The 19,719-nt window shown below is 60.3% G+C and carries 17 protein-coding genes, 3 tRNA genes and 1 riboswitch; of the genes, 18 read left to right on the plus strand and 2 right to left on the minus strand.

Annotation, left to right across the window (positions count from 1 at the left end):
- Positions 1-66: 66 nt before the first annotated feature.
- The 11 genes from C8K63_RS02295 (at position 67) to astE (ending at position 11,796) form a co-directional block, all read left to right on the plus strand.
- Positions 67-756 carry an ABC transporter permease gene (locus tag C8K63_RS02295; protein ID WP_015096506.1) on the plus strand — a complete coding sequence of 230 codons (690 nt, stop codon included), beginning with the start codon at positions 67-69 and terminating at the stop codon, positions 754-756.
- On the plus strand, positions 753-1,451 hold the full coding sequence (locus tag C8K63_RS02300) for an ABC transporter permease (protein ID WP_108215205.1): 699 nt from the start codon (positions 753-755) through the stop codon (positions 1,449-1,451). Before C8K63_RS02295 ends, C8K63_RS02300 begins: the two co-directional genes overlap by 4 nt.
- A 37-nt stretch (positions 1,452-1,488) precedes the next feature.
- A complete protein-coding gene (locus tag C8K63_RS02305) occupies positions 1,489-2,253 on the plus strand; it encodes an ABC transporter ATP-binding protein (RefSeq protein ID WP_108215206.1) in 765 nt (254 codons plus the stop codon).
- A 316-nt stretch (positions 2,254-2,569) separates the two neighbouring features.
- Positions 2,570-3,550 carry a transcriptional regulator ArgR gene (argR, locus tag C8K63_RS02310; RefSeq protein WP_108215207.1) on the plus strand — a complete coding sequence of 327 codons (981 nt, stop codon included), beginning with the start codon at positions 2,570-2,572 and terminating at the stop codon, positions 3,548-3,550.
- A 355-nt stretch (positions 3,551-3,905) separates the two neighbouring features.
- Positions 3,906-5,126, plus strand: a complete 1,221-nt coding sequence (locus tag C8K63_RS02315; protein ID WP_108215208.1) for an aspartate aminotransferase family protein — start codon at positions 3,906-3,908, stop codon at positions 5,124-5,126.
- Positions 5,127-5,322: 196 nt separating this feature from the next.
- Entirely contained in the window at positions 5,323-6,342 is a 1,020-nt protein-coding gene (aruF, locus tag C8K63_RS02320) for an arginine/ornithine succinyltransferase subunit alpha (RefSeq protein WP_108215209.1), read from the plus strand.
- Between the two features lie 82 nt (positions 6,343-6,424).
- Entirely contained in the window at positions 6,425-7,450 is a 1,026-nt protein-coding gene (astA, locus tag C8K63_RS02325; RefSeq protein ID WP_108215210.1) for an arginine N-succinyltransferase, read from the plus strand.
- The gene (astD, locus tag C8K63_RS02330; protein ID WP_177413215.1) at positions 7,447-8,916 is read left to right on the plus strand and encodes a succinylglutamate-semialdehyde dehydrogenase; all 1,470 of its coding nucleotides are present in this window, start codon (positions 7,447-7,449) and stop codon (positions 8,914-8,916) included. The genes astA and astD overlap by 4 nt, the downstream gene beginning before the upstream one ends.
- A 161-nt stretch (positions 8,917-9,077) precedes the next feature.
- A complete protein-coding gene (gene astB, locus C8K63_RS02335; protein WP_108215212.1) occupies positions 9,078-10,424 on the plus strand; it encodes an N-succinylarginine dihydrolase in 1,347 nt (448 codons plus the stop codon).
- Positions 10,425-10,485: 61 nt separating this feature from the next.
- Entirely contained in the window at positions 10,486-10,773 is a 288-nt protein-coding gene (locus C8K63_RS02340; protein ID WP_108215213.1) for a topoisomerase II, read from the plus strand.
- Positions 10,774-10,785: 12 nt separating this feature from the next.
- The gene (gene astE, locus C8K63_RS02345) at positions 10,786-11,796 is read left to right on the plus strand and encodes a succinylglutamate desuccinylase (protein ID WP_108215214.1); all 1,011 of its coding nucleotides are present in this window, start codon (positions 10,786-10,788) and stop codon (positions 11,794-11,796) included.
- A 137-nt stretch (positions 11,797-11,933) separates the two neighbouring features.
- Here astE and C8K63_RS02350 read toward each other — a convergent pair whose 3' ends face one another.
- Positions 11,934-12,443, minus strand: a complete 510-nt coding sequence (locus tag C8K63_RS02350) for a 6,7-dimethyl-8-ribityllumazine synthase (RefSeq protein ID WP_060539740.1) — start codon at positions 12,441-12,443, stop codon at positions 11,934-11,936.
- Between the two features lie 103 nt (positions 12,444-12,546).
- Positions 12,547-12,717, minus strand: a riboswitch (FMN riboswitch).
- A gap of 291 nt (positions 12,718-13,008) precedes the next feature.
- On the opposite strand from C8K63_RS02350, the gene ltaE reads away from it, so the two are divergent.
- The 7 genes from ltaE to C8K63_RS02385 all read left to right on the plus strand — a co-directional run bounded on the left by ltaE (position 13,009) and on the right by C8K63_RS02385 (position 18,977).
- Positions 13,009-14,013: a low-specificity L-threonine aldolase gene (gene ltaE / locus C8K63_RS02355; RefSeq protein WP_108215215.1), complete on the plus strand. Its 1,005-nt coding sequence runs from the start codon at positions 13,009-13,011 to the stop codon at positions 14,011-14,013.
- 146 nt (positions 14,014-14,159) lie between these two features.
- Entirely contained in the window at positions 14,160-16,781 is a 2,622-nt protein-coding gene (alaS, locus tag C8K63_RS02360) for an alanine--tRNA ligase (protein WP_108215216.1), read from the plus strand.
- 91 nt (positions 16,782-16,872) lie between these two features.
- Positions 16,873-18,114, plus strand: coding sequence for an aspartate kinase (locus tag C8K63_RS02365; RefSeq protein ID WP_007971040.1), 1,242 nt, complete (start codon positions 16,873-16,875; stop codon positions 18,112-18,114).
- A 188-nt stretch (positions 18,115-18,302) separates the two neighbouring features.
- Positions 18,303-18,491 (plus strand): carbon storage regulator CsrA, encoded by a 189-nt coding sequence (gene csrA, locus C8K63_RS02370; RefSeq protein ID WP_002554426.1) that lies wholly within the window; start codon positions 18,303-18,305, stop codon positions 18,489-18,491.
- A gap of 62 nt (positions 18,492-18,553) precedes the next feature.
- Positions 18,554-18,644: transfer RNA gene (locus C8K63_RS02375), tRNA-Ser, on the plus strand.
- A gap of 107 nt (positions 18,645-18,751) precedes the next feature.
- Positions 18,752-18,828: transfer RNA gene (locus tag C8K63_RS02380), tRNA-Arg, on the plus strand.
- Between the two features lie 72 nt (positions 18,829-18,900).
- A tRNA-Arg gene (locus C8K63_RS02385) sits at positions 18,901-18,977 on the plus strand.
- 19 nt (positions 18,978-18,996) lie between these two features.
- Here the strand turns inward: C8K63_RS02385 and C8K63_RS02390 are convergent.
- Complete coding sequence (locus C8K63_RS02390; protein WP_108215217.1) at positions 18,997-19,515, minus strand: cell envelope protein SmpA; 519 nt, start codon at positions 19,513-19,515, stop codon at positions 18,997-18,999.
- Positions 19,516-19,719 lie beyond the last annotated feature (204 nt).

The following is a 19,719-nucleotide window of genomic DNA, read 5'->3' on the forward strand; positions in this document are numbered from 1 at the left end:
GGCGCAAGCAACAGGATCTCTGAGGTTTGCGCCATTTTTTCATCCCAACTTTCGAGGACCTGAATCATGTTGAAAGGCTACGGGGCTGTCATCCTCGATGGCGCTTGGCTGACGCTTCAGCTCGCCTTGTCGTCCATGGCCATGGCCATCGTTCTGGGCCTGATCGGCGTGGCACTGCGCCTGTCGCCGGTGCGCTGGCTGGCCTGGCTGGGCGACCTGTATTCCACGGTGATCCGTGGTATTCCCGACCTGGTGCTGATCCTGCTGATTTTCTACGGCGGCCAGGACCTGCTCAACCGCGTCGCACCGCTGCTCGGCTTTGACGAGTACATCGACCTGAACCCGTTGGCCGCCGGTATCGGCACCCTGGGCTTCATCTTCGGTGCGTACCTGTCGGAAACCTTCCGTGGCGCCTTCATGGCGATCCCCAAGGGGCAGGCCGAAGCCGGCATGGCCTACGGCATGAGCAGTTTCCAGGTGTTCTTCCGGGTGTTGGTGCCGCAGATGATTCGCCTGGCGATTCCGGGCTTCACCAACAACTGGCTGGTATTGACCAAGGCCACCGCGCTGATTTCGGTGGTGGGGCTGCAAGACATGATGTTCAAGGCCAAGCAGGCGGCCGATGCCACCCGCGAGCCTTTCACCTTCTTCCTCGCAGTGGCGGCGATGTACCTGGTGATCACCAGTGTGTCGTTGCTGGCATTGCGTCACCTTGAGAAGCGCTACTCGGTAGGCGTAAGGGCGGCTGATCTATGATCTTCGACTACAACGTCATTTGGGAGGCCTTGCCGCTGTACTTTGGCGGCCTGGTGACCACCCTCAAACTGCTCGCGCTGTCGCTGTTCTTCGGTCTGCTGTGCGCCTTGCCGCTGGGCTTGATGCGCGTCTCGAAAAACGCGGCCGTCAACATGTCGGCCTGGCTCTTCACCTATGTGATCCGCGGCACGCCGATGCTGGTGCAGCTGTTTTTGATCTACTACGGTCTGGCGCAGTTCGAAGCGGTGCGTGAAAGCTTCCTCTGGCCGTGGCTGTCCAGTGCAACGTTCTGTGCGTGCCTGGCGTTCGCGATCAACACCAGCGCCTACACCGCCGAAATCATCGCCGGCAGCCTGCGCGCCACGCCGAACGGTGAGATCGAAGCGGCCAAGGCCATGGGCATGTCGCGGGTCAAGATGTACAAGCGCATCTTGCTGCCGTCGGCCCTGCGCCGGGCGCTGCCGCAGTACAGCAACGAAGTGATCATGATGCTGCAGACCACCAGTCTGGCGTCCATCGTGACCCTGATCGACATCACGGGTGCCGCGCGCACGGTCAACGCGCAGTTCTACCTGCCGTTCGAGGCGTATATCACCGCCGGCGTGTTCTACCTGTGCCTGACCTTTATCCTGGTGAAGCTGTTCAAGATGGCCGAGCGCCGCTGGCTGGGCTACCTGGCCCCGCGCAAGCACTGAATACCACTGACTGACTGTTTTTGTGAGAACCGACAGCATGTACAAACTTGAAGTCCAAGACCTGCATAAACGCTATGGCAGTCACGAAGTGCTCAAGGGCGTGTCCCTGAAAGCGGCAGCCGGCGATGTGATCAGCATCATCGGTTCCAGTGGCTCCGGCAAAAGTACGTTCCTGCGCTGCATCAATCTGCTGGAGCAGCCGCACGCGGGCAAGATCCTGCTCAACAACGAAGAGCTCAAGCTGGTGGCGAATAAGGAGGGCGCGCTGAAGGCGGCCGATCCGAAACAGCTGCAGCGCATGCGTTCGCGCCTGTCGATGGTGTTCCAGCATTTCAACCTGTGGTCGCACATGACCGCGCTGGAAAACATCATGGAAGCGCCGGTTCATGTGCTCGGCATGTCCAAGGCCGAGGCTCGCGACAAAGCCGAGCACTACCTGAACAAGGTAGGCGTGGCCCATCGCAAAGACGCGTATCCGGGCCACATGTCCGGTGGCGAGCAGCAGCGCGTGGCGATTGCCCGTGCACTGGCGATGGAACCGGAAGTGATGCTGTTCGACGAACCGACCTCGGCTCTAGACCCAGAGTTGGTTGGCGACGTGTTGAAAGTCATGCAGGCCCTGGCTCAGGAAGGCCGGACCATGGTCGTGGTGACCCACGAAATGGGCTTTGCCCGTGAAGTGTCGAACCAGTTGGTGTTCCTGCACAAAGGTGTGGTCGAAGAAAGCGGCAACCCGCGCGAAGTGCTGGTGAACCCGCAGTCTGAACGTCTACAACAATTCCTCTCGGGCAGCCTCAAGTAATCAGGACTGCCGTTGTGCACAGGGATAGTGCATGCTTCGCAATTTGGAGGCTGGCCCCGGTCAACTCGTGGGTGCTGGCTTGTCGCACCCCCTGTAGGACCCCTGTAGGAGCTGTCGAGTGAAACGAGGCTGCGATCTTTTGATCTTGGTTTTAAAAGCAAGATCAAAAGATCGCAGCCTTCGGCAGCTCCTACAGGGGGGGAGCGACAGGCCAGCTCCCACATTTGATCTGTGCCGGTTCTGAGATTTGCGTTCGTTTACGGGCTAGCATTGGCCCATGCCTTCATCACTGTTTTTCGCTTCGGATCGCTCGCCCATGACTGCCCATCGAATTGGTTTCCTGATTTGGCCCAGCACTAAAGCACTGACGCTTACGCTGGCTGAGGAGGCCTTGCGTGTTGCCCAGCGTGTGCATCCGGACGTGGTCTACGAACTGTCATTCCTGCAGGCCGAACCGCCGACCGAAGGCGAATGGCAGTTGCCGGGTGAAGCGTGGACCGGCAAGCTCGAAAATTTCCAGAAGCTGTTCCTGCTCGCTGACGAGCCGCCGACCGCACTGGCGCCGGCGCTCAGCAGTGCGCTTAAACAACTGGTGCGTGCCGGCTGCGTGATCGGCGGTCTGTCGGCCGGTGTTTATCCATTGGCGCACTTGGGCTTGCTCGACGGTTATCGCGCGGCCGTGCATTGGCGCTGGCAGGACGATTTTGCCGAGCGCTTCCCGAAAGTCATCGCCACCAGTCACCTGTTCGACTGGGATCGCGATCGCCTCACCGCGTGCGGCGGCCTGTCGGTGCTCGACTTGTTGCTGGCGGTGCTGGCGCGTGACCACGGTGCGGAACTGGCCGGTGCGGTCTCCGAAGAACTGGTGGTCGAGCGCATTCGCGAGGGCGGCGAACGCCAGCGCATTCCGTTGCAGAACCGTCTGGGCTCCAGCCATCCGAAGCTCACACAAGCCGTGTTGCTCATGGAAGCCAACATCGAAGAGCCGCTGACCACCGACGAAATCGCCCAGCACGTGTGCGTGTCCCGTCGGCAGCTGGAGCGTATCTTCAAGCAATACCTCAACCGTGTGCCGAGCCAGTACTACCTGGAACTGCGCCTGAACAAGGCCCGGCAGATGTTGATGCAAACCAGCAAGTCGATCATCCAGATCGGCCTGTCCTGTGGCTTCTCCTCGGGGCCGCATTTCTCCAGCGCCTACCGCAATTTCTTCGGCGCCACGCCGCGGGAAGATCGCAACCAGCGGCGCAGCAGTAGCCCGTTCGAATTGTCATCGGTGCCGGCCGAGCGCGGCTAGTCACCTGTAGGAGCGAGCTTGCTCCGGGCGGCGTTCCGACGATGGATTCAAGAGCGCCGCGTTTAGCCAGTAAACACGCGTTATCGTTAACGACCATCGCGAGCAAGCTCGCTCCTACAGGGAAGGTGGGCGAGCGGTAGATTTTTATCAGCACCGGCTAACTGCCTATAAACCGCCGCGCCAGTTAAACTGCGCCTTTGCGACCCTATATGTCGCATTGCCGTAAACCCGGGAAAATCCGGGGTTGGCGCTATAAGAAGTTGTCGCTTGGCGGCAAGGCCGGGCTGAAAACTGTCCTTACAATCCCCCCATCGCTCGCCAGTTTCAGGCGAGTGTTCCTTTTCAGGAGACTCCGATGTCCGTTGAGCACGCTGCGGTAAAACGCGCCGATTTCGATCAGGTAATGGTTCCCAACTATGCGCCTGCCGCATTCATTCCTGTGCGTGGCGCCGGTTCCCGCGTCTGGGACCAGTCCGGTCGCGAGCTGATCGACTTCGCCGGCGGGATCGCCGTTAACGTATTGGGCCACGCGCATCCGGCGCTGGTCGGTGCCTTGACCGAGCAGGCGAACAAGCTGTGGCACGTGTCCAACGTGTTCACCAATGAGCCGGCCTTGCGCCTGGCCCATAAGCTGGTCGACGCCACGTTTGCCGACCGTGCCTTCTTCTGCAACTCCGGCGCCGAAGCCAACGAGGCCGCTTTCAAGCTGGCCCGTCGTGTCGGTTTCGACCGTTTCGGCAGCGAGAAGTACGAAATCATCGCCGCGCTCAACAGCTTCCACGGCCGTACCCTGTTCACCGTGAACGTCGGTGGCCAGTCGAAGTACTCCGATGGCTTCGGTCCGAAAATCACCGGCATCACCCACGTGCCGTTCAACGATCTGGCTGCGTTGAAAGCTGCCATTTCCGACAAGACTTGCGCCGTGGTGCTGGAGCCGATCCAGGGCGAAAGCGGTGTGATCCCGGCTGAACTGGAATACCTGCAAGGTGCCCGCGAACTCTGCACCGCGCACAACGCGCTGCTGATTTTCGACGAAGTGCAAACCGGCATGGGCCGTACCGGCCATCTGTTCGCCTACCAGCATTACGGCGTGATCCCGGACATCCTGACCAGCGCCAAGAGCCTGGGCGGCGGTTTCCCGATCGCGGCGATGCTGACCACCGAAGACCTGGCCAAACACCTGGTCGTCGGCACCCACGGCACCACTTACGGCGGCAACCCGCTGGCGTGCGCGGTCGCGGAAGCCGTGATCGATGTGATCAACACCCCTGAAGTGCTGGCCGGCGTCAATGCCAAGCACGACAAGTTCAAGGCGCGCCTCGAGCAGATCGGCGAGAAATACGGGCTGTTCACCAAGGTCCGCGGCATGGGCCTGTTGATCGGCTGTGTGCTGAGCGATGCCTGGAAAGGCAAGGCCAAGGACATCTTCAACGCCGCTGAGCAAGAAGGCTTGATGGTTCTGCAAGCCGGCCCGGACGTGGTGCGTTTCGCCCCAAGCCTGGTGGTGGAAGACGCCGATATCGATGCCGGCCTGGACCGCTTCGAGCGTGCCGCAGCAAAACTGACGCAAGCCTGATAGACCCTTCGACGCCTGACCTTTTCAAGCGTCGAACCCAATTTTTTATGCCGGCCCCGCTTTTCTGTAGGAGCGAGCCTGCTCGCGATGGAGTGTCAGGCGACATCATTGTTGCTGATCCACCATCGCGAGCAGGCTCGCTCCTACAAGGGGCCGGCTATTTTCCTCAAAGAATTTTAGAAAAAGGAGTGACACCATGCTGGTGATGCGCCCCGCGCAAATGGCTGATCTGGGCGAGGTACAGCGTCTGGCTGCGGACAGTCCGATTGGTGTCACTTCCTTGCCGGATGACGTTGAGCGCCTGAGCGACAAGATCGCGGCAAGCGAAGCCTCGTTCGCCGCCGAAGTGAGCTTCAACGGTGAGGAAAGCTATTTCTTCGTCCTCGAAGACTCTGCCAGCGGCAAGCTGGTCGGTTGCTCGGCCATCGTGGCGTCGGCCGGTTACTCCGAGCCGTTCTACAGCTTCCGCAACGAAACCTTCGTGCACGCTTCCCGCGAGCTGAAGATCCACAACAAGATCCACGTGCTCTCGCAGTGCCACGACCTGACCGGCAACAGTTTGCTGACCAGCTTCTACGTGCAGCGCGAGCTGGTGGGTTCGCCTTGGGCTGAGCTCAATTCCCGTGGCCGTCTGCTGTTCGTCGCCAGCCACCCGGAGCGTTTTGCCGATTCGGTGGTGACCGAGATCGTCGGTTACAGCGATGAAAATGGCGACTCGCCATTCTGGGACGCCATCGGTCGCAACTTTTTCGACCTCAACTACGCTGAAGCCGAGCGTCTGTGCGGCCTGAAGAGCCGGACGTTCCTCGCCGAACTGATGCCGCATTACCCGATCTACGTGCCCCTGCTGCCGGACTCCGCGCAAGAAGCCATGGGCCAGGTGCATCCGCGGGCGCAGATCACCTTCGACATCCTGATGCGCGAAGGCTTCGAGACCGATCACTACATCGATATCTTCGACGGCGGCCCGACGCTGCATGCCCGTGTCTCGGGGATCCGTTCGATCGCCCAGAGCCGTGTGGTGCCGGTGAAGATCGGCGAGCCGGTCAAAGGCGTCGGTCGCCAGTATCTGGTTGCCAATGCCCAGTTGCAGGACTACCGCGCGGTCATGCTCGAGCTTGACTACGCGCCGGGTAAACCGGTGACCCTGGACCAGGAAGCGGCCGAAGCCCTGGGCGTCGGCGAGGGTGCCAGCGTGCGCCTGGTGGCGGTTTAACGCCTGCTTTAATTCCTAAGGCATTGCCTGGAAAGCAGCGAAGTTTCACGGGTGGCGCAAGCGGCCCGTTTGAGGAGATAGCATGATCGTTCGTCCCGTACGCAGCAGCGATTTACCCGCTCTGATCGACCTGGCCCGCAGCACCGGCACCGGCCTGACCACCTTGCCGGCCAACGAAGAGCGGCTGGCCCATCGGGTCGGCTGGGCCGAGAAGACCTTTCGCGGCGAAGCCGGGCGGGGCGATGCGGACTATCTGTTCGTGCTCGAAGATGATGACGGTCGCGTGGTGGGTATTTCCGCCATTGCCGGCGCCGTCGGCCTGCGTGAGCCCTGGTACAACTTCCGGGTCGGTCTGACGGTCAGCGCTTCGCAAGAGCTGAACATCTATCGTGAAATCCCGACGCTGTTCCTGGCCAACGACCTGACCGGCAACTCCGAGCTGTGCTCGCTGTTCCTGCACGCCGATTACCGCAGTGGCCTCAACGGTCGCATGCTGTCCAAGGCGCGGATGCTGTTCATCGCCGAGTTCCCGCAGCTGTTCGGCAACAAGATCATCGCCGAAATGCGCGGTGTTTCCGACGAAGCCGGGCGTTCGCCGTTCTGGGAAAGCCTGGGCCGGCACTTCTTCAAGATGGAGTTCAGCCAGGCCGACTACCTGACCGGCGTCGGCAACAAGGCGTTCATCGCCGAACTGATGCCGAAATTCCCGCTGTACACCTGTTTCCTGTCGCCGGATGCGCGCAACGTGATCGGTCAGGTTCACCCGGACACCGAGCCGGCGCTGGCCATGCTCAAGAGCGAAGGCTTCAGCTACCAGGGCTACGTCGACATTTTCGACGCAGGCCCGGCCATCGAATGCGAAACCGGCAAGATCCGCGCGGTGCGTGACAGCCAGGCACTGGTGCTGGCCGTTGGCACGCCGGGCGATGACGCCACGCCATTCATCATTCACAACCGCAAGCGCGAAGACTGCCGTATCACTGCCGCTCCGGCACGTCTGGCCGCCGGCACCCTGGTGGTCGATTCGAAGACCGCCAAACGTCTTCAACTCAACGCTGGCGATCAAGTGCGCGCCGTGGCGTTGTCCGCAGCTCGGGAGTCGAAATAATGAAGTCGCTTTACATCGCAGGTGAATGGCTGGCAGGTGGGGGCGAAGCCTTCGAGTCGCTGAACCCGGTGACCCAGCAGGTGCTGTGGTCCGGCACCGGTGCCACCGCCGCTCAGGTCGAGTCGGCTGTGCAAGCGGCGCGTCAGGCGTTCCCAAGCTGGGCGCGGCGTACCCTGGAAGAACGTATTTCGGTGCTGGAAGCCTTTGCTGCTGCCCTGAAGACTCACGCGGACGAACTGGCTCATACCATCGGTGAAGAAACCGGCAAACCCCTGTGGGAAGCGGCGACTGAAGTCACCAGCATGGTCAACAAGATTGCCATCTCGGTGCAAAGCTACCGCGAACGTACCGGCGAGAAGAGCGGCCCGCTGGGCGACGCCACCGCTGTGCTGCGCCACAAGCCCCACGGTGTGGTGGCGGTGTTCGGTCCTTACAACTTCCCGGGTCACCTGCCGAACGGCCATATCGTGCCGGCACTGCTGGCCGGTAACAGCGTGCTGTTCAAACCTAGCGAGCTGACACCGAAAGTCGCCGAGTTGACGGTCAAGTGCTGGATCGAGGCCGGTCTGCCGGCCGGCGTATTGAATTTGCTGCAAGGCGCTCGCGAAACTGGCATCGCCCTGGCGGCGAACCCGGGCATCGACGGCCTGTTCTTCACCGGCTCCAGCCGCACCGGCAATCACCTGCACCAGCAATTCGCCGGTCGTCCGGACAAGATCCTGGCGCTGGAAATGGGCGGTAACAACCCGCTGGTGGTCGATCAGGTCGCGGACCTCGATGCCGCGGTGTACACCATTATTCAGTCGGCGTTCATCTCCGCCGGCCAGCGCTGCACTTGCGCCCGACGCTTGCTGGTGCCACAAGGTGCCTGGGGCGACTCGCTGCTGGCGCGCCTGGTGGCGGTCAGCGCGACTATTGAAGTTGGTGCCTTCGATCAGCAACCGGCGCCGTTCATGGGCTCGGTGGTTTCCCTTGGCGCTGCGAAAGCGTTGATGGATGCGCAAGAGCATCTGCTGGCCAACGGCGCCGTGGCGCTGCTGGAAATGACGCAGCCTCAGGCTCAATCAGCCTTGCTGACCCCGGGCATTCTGGATGTGACCGCTGTCGCCGATCGTCCTGACGAAGAGCTGTTCGGCCCGTTGCTGCAAGTGATTCGCTACGCTGATTTTGCAGCGGCGATCGCTGAAGCCAACGACACCGCCTACGGTCTTGCCGCCGGTCTGTTGTCGGACTCCGAAGCGCGTTATCAGCAATTCTGGCTGGAAAGCCGTGCCGGAATCGTCAACTGGAACAAGCAGCTGACCGGTGCCGCGAGCAGCGCGCCATTCGGCGGCGTCGGCGCCTCGGGCAACCACCGCGCCAGTGCCTATTACGCGGCGGATTACTGCGCGTACCCGGTGGCCTCGCTGGAAACCCCGAGCCTGGTGATGCCGTCGGCCCTTACGCCTGGCGTGAAAATGGCGTGATGCCCATCGCCAGCAGGCTGGCTCCCACAGGTTCGGTGGTGGATACACATTTGGTGTACGACACAAACCCTGTAGGAGCGAGCCTGCTCGCGATGGCCGCGCCTCGGTCTCAAATCTAGTTACTGAAGCCTATAACAACAGATTCTCGTGGAGCCTCGCCGATGAAATCCTATGAAGTCAATTTTGACGGTCTAGTGGGGCCGACCCATAACTACGGCGGCCTGTCCTACGGCAACGTCGCGTCCCAGAGCAACAGTCAGCAGTCTTCCAACCCCAAGGAAGCGGCGCTGCAAGGCCTGGCAAAAATGAAAGCGCTGATGGAAATGGGTTTCCAGCAAGGCGTACTGGCACCGCAAGAGCGCCCGGATGTGGCCGCTCTGCGTCGCCTGGGGTTTGGCGGCACCGACGCTCAAGTGATCGAGCGCGCTGCCAAAGACGCGATGCCTCTGCTGGTGGCCAGTTGCTCGGCCTCGAGCATGTGGGTGGCCAACGCTGCCACCGTCAGCCCGAGCGCCGACACCGCTGACGGTCGCGTGCATTTCACCGCCGCCAACCTCAACTGCAAATACCACCGCAGCATCGAACACCCGACCACCAGCCGCGTGGTGGGGGCGATGTTCGCTGACCAGAAACACTTCGCCCACCACGCCGCCTTGCCGGCCGTGGCGCAATTCGGTGACGAAGGCGCGGCCAACCACACACGGTTCTGCCGTGAATACGGCGAAGCCGGTGTCGAGTTCTTCGTGTTTGGCCGTAGCGCGTTCGACACCCGCTACCCGGCACCGCAGAAGTACCCGGCACGCCAGACCCTCGAAGCATCCCAGGCCGTTGCCCGTTTGCACGGCTTGAGCGATGACGGCGTGGTCTATGCCCAGCAGAACCCGTCGGTGATCGATCAGGGTGTGTTCCACAACGACGTGATCGCAGTCGGTAACGGCGAAGTGCTGTTCTATCACGAAGACGCGTTCCTCGAGACCGAGCAGATGCTTGCGGAGCTGCAGAGCAAACTCGCCAAAGTCGGTGGGAAATTTCAGTCTGTCTGTGTTCCGCGTTCCGCTGTCAGCGTGGAAGACGCTGTTCGTTCCTACCTGTTCAATAGCCAACTGCTGTCGCGTCCTGACGGCTCCATGCTATTGATCGTGCCGGAAGAATGCCGTGGCAACGAGCGTGTCTGGCAATACTTGCAGGGTTTGACCAGCTCCGGCGGCCTGATCCGCGAAGTGAAAGTCTTCGATCTCAAGCAGAGCATGCAGAACGGCGGTGGCCCGGCTTGCCTGAGGTTGCGCGTGGCACTCAACGAAACCGAGCTGGCGGCGGTCAATCAAGGGGTTATCATGACGGCGCCGTTGTACGGCACACTGACCGAATGGGTCGAGAAGCACTACCGCGACCGCATGACCGAAAACGATCTGGCGGACCCGCAATTGCTGCTTGAGTGCCGGACGGCACTGGATGAACTGACGCAAATCCTTAAACTGGGCGCGGTTTATCCATTCCAGATCAATTGATCGACGGCGCGCCACCTTCTACGGCAGCGCGCTGCTTCATCTCAAACGAGAGCGTAAAGACATGAGCGATACCCTGCAGCTGATCCTTGAAGACACCGACGGCACGCAACTGGAGACTTCCTGCACCCGCGTCGCGGTCATGTGGCAAGGCAAAGAGCTGTGGATCCAGCAGGACGGCCGCGGCCAGTTGCTGATCGGTGTGGACGTCGAAGAAGGCGATGCCGAATACGCCAACCTGCTGCTGCGCCCGTTGGCGACTAATCTGGTAAGTCTGCAACTGGAGATGGAACCTGCCGACCTCACCGACGAGGAGCATGTTCACGGCCCGGATTGTAACCACGATCACTAAGGAAACCGCTCTATGCTCGCCCTCGGCAAACTGCTTGAACTGACCCTCGCCGGCCGCGAACCGGCGGAGAAGACTCAACTGACTGTCGAAGGCGTGCGCATGCGCTGGTTGAGCGAAGGTGCGCTGGAAGTCCGGCCACCTGAAGCGCGTGACAACGGCCTGGACCTGCTGCTGTCGGCGGGGATCCACGGCAATGAAACAGCGCCGATCGAACTGCTCGATCGCCTGTTGCACGACATTGCCCGCGGCGACTTGAAGCCGCGCGCACGTATTCTGTTCCTGTTCGGCAACCCCGAGGCGATTCGCAAGGGCGAGCGTTTCGTCGAGCAGGACGTCAATCGGCTGTTCAATGGCCGTCATGAACAAAGCAGTGGCTGCGAAGCCTTGCGTGCTTGTGAGCTGGAGCGGTTGGCGGCGAGTTTCTTCAGCCTGCCTGATCGTCAGCGCCTGCATTACGACCTGCACACGGCCATTCGTGGCTCGAAAATCGAGCAGTTCGCCTTGTACCCGTGGAAAGAAGACCGCCAGCATTCGCGCCAGGAACTGGGGCGCCTGCGCGCCGCCGGCATGGAAGCGGTGTTGCTGCAGAACAAGCCGTCCATCGTGTTCAGCGCCTACACCTACGACAAGCTCGGTGCCGAGGCTTTCACCCTGGAGCTCGGCAAGGCGCGGCCATTCGGGCAGAACGCCGGGGTCAATGTCTCGCTGCTGGAGGCGCGTCTCAAGCAGATCATCGAAGGTACCGAGCCGGAATTGACTGACAAAGCACTGGACGGTTTGCAGCTGTACAGCGTGGCACGGGAAATCATCAAGCACAGCGACAGCTTCCGCCTGAACCTGCCGGCGGACATCGAGAACTTTTCGGAGCTGGAAGTCGGTTATCTGCTGGCGGAAGACATCGCCAACACCCGCTGGATCATCGAGGAGGAGGGCGCCCGGATCATCTTCCCGAACCCCAGGGTGAAGAACGGTTTGCGTGCCGGCATCCTGGTCGTGCCGACCACCGACGAAAACCTGGCCTGACGGCGAATCCCTGTAGGAGCGAGCTCGCTCGCGAAGGTCGTCAACGATAACGCGGGGAAATTGATGCCCCGCGGCGATCTTGAGTTTTTCGCGAGCAATCGAGCGTCGACCGGCTGCTCCTACAGTGGGTTTTGTGTTTAGACGGCGACCGCACGCGGCTCGGTGCGACGTAGCGCGCGAATCTTGTGCAACGTATCCGCACAGGTCTTCGCCGCTTCCTGGCCTTTATGCACGAAATGCTCGAAGAAGAACTTCTGGTGCTCTTCGCCGGCATGGAAGTGGTGCGGGGTCAGGGATACCGAGAATACCGGCACTTCGGTTTCCAGCTGAACCTGCATCAGGCCGCTGACCACTGACTGGGCGACGAACTCATGACGGTAGATCCCGCCGTCCACCACCAGGGCTGCCGCGACGATGCCGGCATAACGACCGGTCTTGGCCAGCAGCTTGGCGTGCAGGGGCATTTCAAAGGCGCCGCCGACTTCGAAGAAATCGATGTCGGATTCCTGATAACCCTGGGCAATCATTTCGGCGACGAAGCCTTTACGGCTCTGGTCGACAATATCCTTGTGCCAGCAGGCCTGGATGAACGCAACGCGCTCGCCGTGATGGTGTTTGCTTTTGCTGTCGATTGCGGTGGGTTGCATGTTCTGACTCCTGTTTGTGTGAAAAACAGGGCGTTATGAATCGAAGGGGATCTGAGGGTACGCACGCTCGCACGAATGCCGGCGGACGGCCCTTTGCTGTCAATCCCGTTCTCTCTTCATCCGGACTATGACCGTCGGCCCCGGGATCACACCGGGTCTGCTGACCTTGCTGTCAGGTACCGCCGAAGCGGTGCTGTCACCAAGCGCTCGCGGGCTATGCGCATTGCGCGCAATTACCGCCGGTGGGGAGTTGCACCCCGCCCTGAGAACGTTTTTGCCGCTGGAATGTTTGGCGGCGTAGCGTTTTTATCACATATTTGTGAGCCATGCATGGCCAATGCAGGTCACGAAACTGTGGGAGCGAGCCTGCTCGCGATGACGGCGGTACATTCAGCATCGATGTTGGCTGATCCACTGCTATCGCGAGCAGGCCCGCTCCCACATGGATTGCGTTTTCTCGACGGTGTAAAACGTCTTTTCCTCGTTCAAGGGTTGATTAATCGGCACCATGCCCGCAGTAATTCTTTCCTGAAAGGGATTTCCCCTGCTTACCGAGGCCGGATTCATGAGCGTTATCGATCTTCGCAGCGACACCGTCACCCAACCTTGCGCCGGCATGCTCGACGCGATGGCCAAAGCCGCCACCGGCGATGACGTGTATGGCGAAGATCCGACGGTCAATCGTCTGGAAGCTGAATTGGCAAAACGGCTGGGTTTTGCCGCAGCGCTGTTTGTGCCCACCGGGACCATGAGCAATCTGCTGGGATTGATGGCCCACTGCGAACGCGGTGACGAGTACATCGTCGGCCAGCAGGCCCACACTTATAAATACGAGGGTGGTGGTGCGGCGGTGCTCGGTTCGATCCAGCCGCAGCCGCTGGAAGTGCAGGCCGACGGTTCGCTGGACCTGGCGCAGGTCGCGGCAGCGATCAAACCGGATGACTTCCACTTCGCCCGCACTCGATTACTGGCGCTGGAAAACACCATGCAGGGCAAAGTCCTGCCGCTGGAATACCTGGCGCGGGCGCGCAGTTTTACCCGCGAACACGGGTTGCAGCTGCACCTGGACGGCGCACGCTTGTACAACGCGGCAGTGAAGCTGGGTGTGGATGCCCGGGAAATCACTCAATATTTCGATTCCGTCTCGGTCTGCCTGTCCAAAGGGCTGGGCGCCCCGGTGGGTTCGGTGCTGTGCGGCTCGGCCGAGCTGATCGGCAAGGCGCGGCGCCTGCGCAAAATGGTCGGTGGCGGCATGCGTCAGGCCGGGATTCTGGCGGCGGCAGGCCTGTACGCGCTGGATCACAACGTTCAGCGCCTGGCCGATGACCACACCAACGCACAGTACCTTGCCGAAGGCCTGCGGGGGGCGGGTTTCGAAGTCGAACCGGTGCAGACCAACATGGTTTATGTGCAGATGGGCGACCAGGCCGAGGCGATCAAGGTGTTTGCCGCCGATCGCGGGATCAAGCTCAGTGCCGCCGCCCGTCTGCGTTTGGTCACGCACATGGACGTCAGCCGTGGGCAAATCGAGCAAGTCGTCGCGACATTCGTCGACTTTTCTGGCAAGTGACGGCGTTAACCGTCTAAATGAGTGTTTGCAACGTACAAACACACTGTACCTAGTCACTAACGCCGATATAATGCGGCCCTTTGCCGTCGCTTCGTCTGTTGACGTTTCGAACAGGCCTTTGGCCGCAGCCTCCGTGGAAGAACCTAATGAAAAGCGCAGAAATCCGTGAAGCCTTCCTTCGCTTCTTCGAAGAGCAAGGCCACACCCGTGTAGCCTCCAGCTCTTTGATTCCGGGCAACGACCCAACCCTGCTGTTCACTAACGCGGGGATGAACCAGTTCAAGGACTGCTTCCTGGGCCAGGAAAAGCGCGCGTACACCCGCGCGGTCAGCAGCCAGAAATGCGTGCGCGCCGGCGGCAAGCACAACGACCTGGAAAACGTCGGTTATACCGCCCGTCACCACACCTTCTTCGAAATGCTGGGTAACTTCAGCTTCGGCGATTACTTCAAGCGTGATGCCATCACCTACGCCTGGAACTTCCTGACGTCCGACAAGTGGCTGAACCTGCCGAAGGAAAAGCTCTGGGTCACCGTTTACGCCAGCGATGACGAGGCGTACGACATCTGGACCAAGGACATCGGGGTTCCGGCCGAACGCATGGTGCGCATCGGCGACAACAAGGGCGCACCGTACGCCTCCGACAACTTCTGGACCATGGGCGATACCGGCCCGTGCGGTCCTTGCACCGAGATTTTCTACGATCACGGCGCCGACATCTGGGGCGGCCCACCGGGCTCGCCGGAAGAAGACGGCGACCGCTACATCGAAATCTGGAACAACGTGTTCATGCAGTTCAACCGCACCGCCGATGGCGTGTTGCATCCGCTGCCAGCGCCGTCGGTCGACACCGGCATGGGCCTGGAGCGGATCAGTGCCGTGCTGCAGCACGTTCACTCGAACTATGAAATCGACCTGTTCCAGAGCCTGCTGAGCGCGTCGGCCAAGGCCATCGGCTGCACCAACGACGCCCAGGCTTCGCTGAAAGTGGTGGCTGACCACATCCGTTCCTGCGGTTTCCTGATCGCCGACGGCGTGCTGCCGTCCAACGAAGGCCGCGGTTACGTGCTGCGCCGGATCATCCGTCGCGCCTGCCGTCACGGTAACAAACTGGGCGCCAAGGGCAGCTTCTTCTACCAGATCGTCGCGGCCCTGGTCGCCGAGATGGGCGAAGCTTTCCCGGAACTGAAATCCCAGCAGGCGCACATCGAGCGCGTGCTGAAGGCCGAAGAAGAGCAATTCGCCAAGACCCTGGAGCAGGGCTTGAAGATCCTCGAGCAGGATCTGGCCGAACTCAAAGGCGACGTGGTGCCCGGCGACGTAGTGTTCAAGCTCTATGACACCTACGGTTTCCCGATGGACCTGACCGGCGACATCGCTCGCGAGCGCAGCCTGACCATCGACGAAGAAGGTTTCGAGCGTGAGATGGAGGCCCAGCGCGTCCGTGCCCGTTCCGCCAGTTCCTTCGGCATGGACTACAACAGCCTGGTCAAGGTTGACGTGGCCACCGAGTTCACCGGTTACATCGCTCACAGCGGTTCCGCCAAAATCGTTGCGCTGTATAAAGATGGCCAGTCGGTCGACGTATTGAGCGAAGGCGATGAGGGCGTGATCGTTCTCGACAAGACGCCGTTCTACGCCGAGTCCGGTGGCCAGGTCGGTGATTGCGGTTATCTGCAGGCGGGCAGCGCGCGTTTCGACGTGCGTGACACCACCAAGACCGGCGGTGCATTCCTGCACCACGGTATCCTGGATTCGGGTAGCCTGATCGTTGGTGCGCCGGTCGAGACCCACGTTGACGCCGAGGTGCGTCACGCCACGTCGTTGAACCACTCTGCGACTCACTTGCTGCACGCTGCATTGCGCCAGGTACTGGGCGATCACGTTCAACAGAAAGGCTCGTTGGTCGATAGTCAGCGCCTGCGCTTCGACTTCAGCCACTTCGAAGCCATCAAGCCTGAACAACTGAAAGCGCTGGAAGACATCGTCAACGCCGAGATTCGCAAGAACTCCGAAGTTGAAACCGAAGAAACCGATATCGAAACCGCCAAGCAAAAAGGCGCCATGGCGCTGTTCGGCGAGAAGTACGGCGACAGCGTGCGCGTGCTGAGCATGGGCGATTTCTCCGTCGAGCTGTGCGGCGGCATCCACGCCAACCGCACCGGCGACATCGGCCTGCTGAAAATCATCAGCGAAGGCGGTGTGGCATCGGGTGTGCGTCGTATTGAAGCCGTTACCGGTGCGCAAGCGCTGGCCTACTTGAACGCGGCGGAAGAACAACTCAAGGAAGCGGCCAGCCTGGTCAAGGGCAGCCGCGACAACCTGATCGACAAGCTGTCGGCTGTGCTGGAGCGCAACCGTCTGCTGGAGAAGCAACTCGAGCAGTTGCAGGCCAAGGCTGCCAGTGCCGCGGGCGACGATCTGTCGGCCCAGGCGCTGGACGTCAAGGACGTGAAAGTGCTGGCCGTGCGTCTGGACGGTCAGGATGGCAAGGCGCTGCTGGCGCTGGTCGATCAACTGAAAAACAAACTCGGCCGCGCAGTGATCCTGCTCGGCAGTGTCCATGAGGAAAAGGTCGTTCTGGTTGCAGGCGTAACCAAAGACCTGACTGGCCAACTCAAAGCCGGTGATTTGATGAAGCAAGCCGCTGCGGCAGTGGGCGGGAAGGGTGGTGGTCGTCCAGACATGGCGCAAGGCGGCGGTACCGACGCTGGCGCACTGGATGCGGCACTGGCCCTGACCGTTCCGTTTGTAGAGCAGGGTCTATAAGGCAGTACTTGCGGCCCGCAGTCTAGTGGTGGGCCGCCATACTGTTCGAGTGATTATTTGGGCGCCCTTCATGGGCAGAGGCGGCTTTGAAATGGCTTTGATCGTACAGAAATTTGGAGGCACCTCGGTCGGCACCGTCGAGAGAATCGAGCAGGTCGCCGACAAGGTTAAGAAATTCCGCGATGCCGGCGATGACCTGGTGGTTGTGCTGTCTGCAATGAGCGGCGAAACCAACCGTCTGATCGATCTGGCCAAGCAAATCAGTGGCGACGGCCAACCGGTTCCGCGCGAGCTGGACGTGATCGTCTCCACCGGTGAGCAGGTGACGATTGCCCTGTTGGCCATGGCGCTGATCAAGCGTGGCGTGCCGGCGGTGTCCTACACCGGTAACCAGGTGCGGATCCTGACGGATAGCGCACACAATAAAGCGCGTATCCTGCAGATTGATGACCAGAAGATTCGCGGTGATCTGAAGGCAGGTCGTGTGGTGGTGGTCGCCGGTTTCCAGGGCGTCGACGAGCACGGCAACATCACCACCCTCGGTCGTGGCGGTTCCGACACCACCGGCGTGGCGCTGGCGGCAGCCCTGAAGGCTGACGAATGCCAGATCTACACCGACGTCGACGGCGTCTACACCACCGACCCGCGTGTGGTGTCTGTGGCTCAGCGCCTGGACAAGATCACCTTCGAAGAGATGCTGGAAATGGCCAGCCTCGGTTCCAAGGTGTTGCAGATCCGCGCGGTCGAGTTCGCCGGCAAGTACAACGTTCCGCTGCGCGTATTGCACAGCTTCAAGGAGGGTCCGGGCACCCTCATTACTATTGATGAAGAGGAAACCATGGAACAGCCGATCATTTCCGGTATCGCTTTCAACCGCGATGAAGCCAAGCTGACCATCCGTGGCGTGCCAGACATCCCGGGCGTTGCCTTCAAGATTCTCGGCCCGATCAGTGCCGCGAACATCGAAGTGGACATGATCGTGCAGAACGTCGCGCACGATAACACCACCGACTTCACCTTCACCGTGCACCGCAACGACTACCAGGCGGCGCAGGCCGTGCTGGAAAAAACCGCTGGCGAGCTGGGTGCCCGTGAAGTCGTGGGCGACACCAAGATCGCCAAGGTGTCGATCGTCGGCGTTGGCATGCGTTCTCACGCAGGCGTGGCCAGCCGCATGTTCGAATCCCTGGCCAAGGAAAGCATCAACATCCAGATGATCTCGACGTCGGAAATCAAAGTCTCCGTAGTGATCGAAGAGAAGTATCTGGAACTGGCTGTGCGCGCTCTGCACACGGCTTTCGAACTGGACGCACCGGCCCGCCAGGGCGAGTGATGCGTTTGCCAAAAGGCGCGGTCTGACCGCGCCTTTTGTTTTTTTGAATGGCGTGGCCCCCGAGGCTGTTCTTTTGCTCGCGCTAGTCAATACTCAGGCATGTAGGGCTGCGACCGCTCCGGTTGTGGGTCGAGTGCCTTTTTTTTGCAGACTGTTGTCCCTGAAATGTAATGCGTGAGGAGAAAGGTATGCTGATTCTGACTCGTCGGTGCGCAGAAAGCCTGATTATCGGTGATGGCGAAATCACCGTGACCGTGCTCGGCGTCAAAGGAAATCAAGTGCGCATCGGTGTTAATGCCCCCAAAGAGGTGGCGGTTCACCGGGAGGAAATTTACCTGCGTATCAAGAAAGAGAAGGACGAAGAACCAAGCCATTAATTTTTATCGTTTTTTATGTTTGCAAACGGGGAAGAAGCTGGTTAATATACGCCCCGTGTTGCGGAGAGCTGGCCGAGTGGCCGAAGGCGCTCCCCTGCTAAGGGAGTACACCTCAAAAGGGTGTCGGGGGTTCGAATCCCCCGTTCTCCGCCATTATTTGCGTAGTACGTTGTAATCTGGCTTCTTCGGTAAGTTGTTGAAATTACTAGAAAAAGTGCTTGACATAGAGATTAGACGGCCTATAATGCGCGGCAACAAATGCACTCGTAGCTCAGCTGGATAGAGTACTCGGCTACGAACCGAGCGGTCACAGGTTCGAATCCTGTCGAGTGCACCATTTAAGAGTTGGTTGCAGTAATGCAAGTAACTTGGTTTCAACCAGTTGTGGTCTGGTCTAAAAACACAAAATGCACTCGTAGCTCAGCTGGATAGAGTACTCGGCTACGAACCGAGCGGTCACAGGTTCGAATCCTGTCGAGTGCACCATACAACAGAAAGCCCGCATTTAATGCGGGCTTTTTGCCGTCCGGGATTTGGCTTTTCCTTTCGTGCATCCCCTCTCGTCGAACTCCACCTGTGCACTGCGACCTCGCAGGGTGTCGTAACGGTAGCTCGTGGCTGAATTGCGAATACTGATCTTGTCCGGCTTACCGAGGGCGCTTTCGACGTCTTGCTGGCTCATGCCGGCGACCACTCGCCGGTTGATGATCGCTTCGCGGCGCTCCCTGGCAGTGATCAGGTTTCCACACTTGTCCTGCGCCTGACCGACCACGGTCGGCTCTTTCCTCTGGATTTTCATTCCTGGTGTTTCACGGGGTTCGGCTGGCGGCATAAGTGCCATCGCACTGCCGGGTGTAAAGGCGCGGACGTCCTGAAGTGAAACGCTTTCTCCCGTGGCACAACTCAGTGTGGTGAAGGTAATGCGTCCATTGGCCGCCTCGCAGCGCTGAACGGTGATGGCGAGCGCCAGGGGCAGGGGGCTGAACAGGCCGAGCAGTAATAAGAATTGTGCAACTGATGGCATCAGGCGTCCTCCATGACGTTCCTCTTCAAGGGTAGCGGCTACAATTTTCGAGGGGGGTGTGTTTTCTTTTCAGAATACGTCGTCGCATTTTCATGGATCAGGAGATGCTCAGGTTTGTTGTGCAAGCGCTTGTTTCAGCCGAGATTTTTTAACGTTTAAAACCGTCAGGCGGTGTATCATTGCGCCCGTCAGCCCCGCCGGGGC

The organism is Pseudomonas sp. GV085 (assembly GCF_003050925.1).
GTDB lineage: Bacteria > Pseudomonadota > Gammaproteobacteria > Pseudomonadales > Pseudomonadaceae > Aquipseudomonas.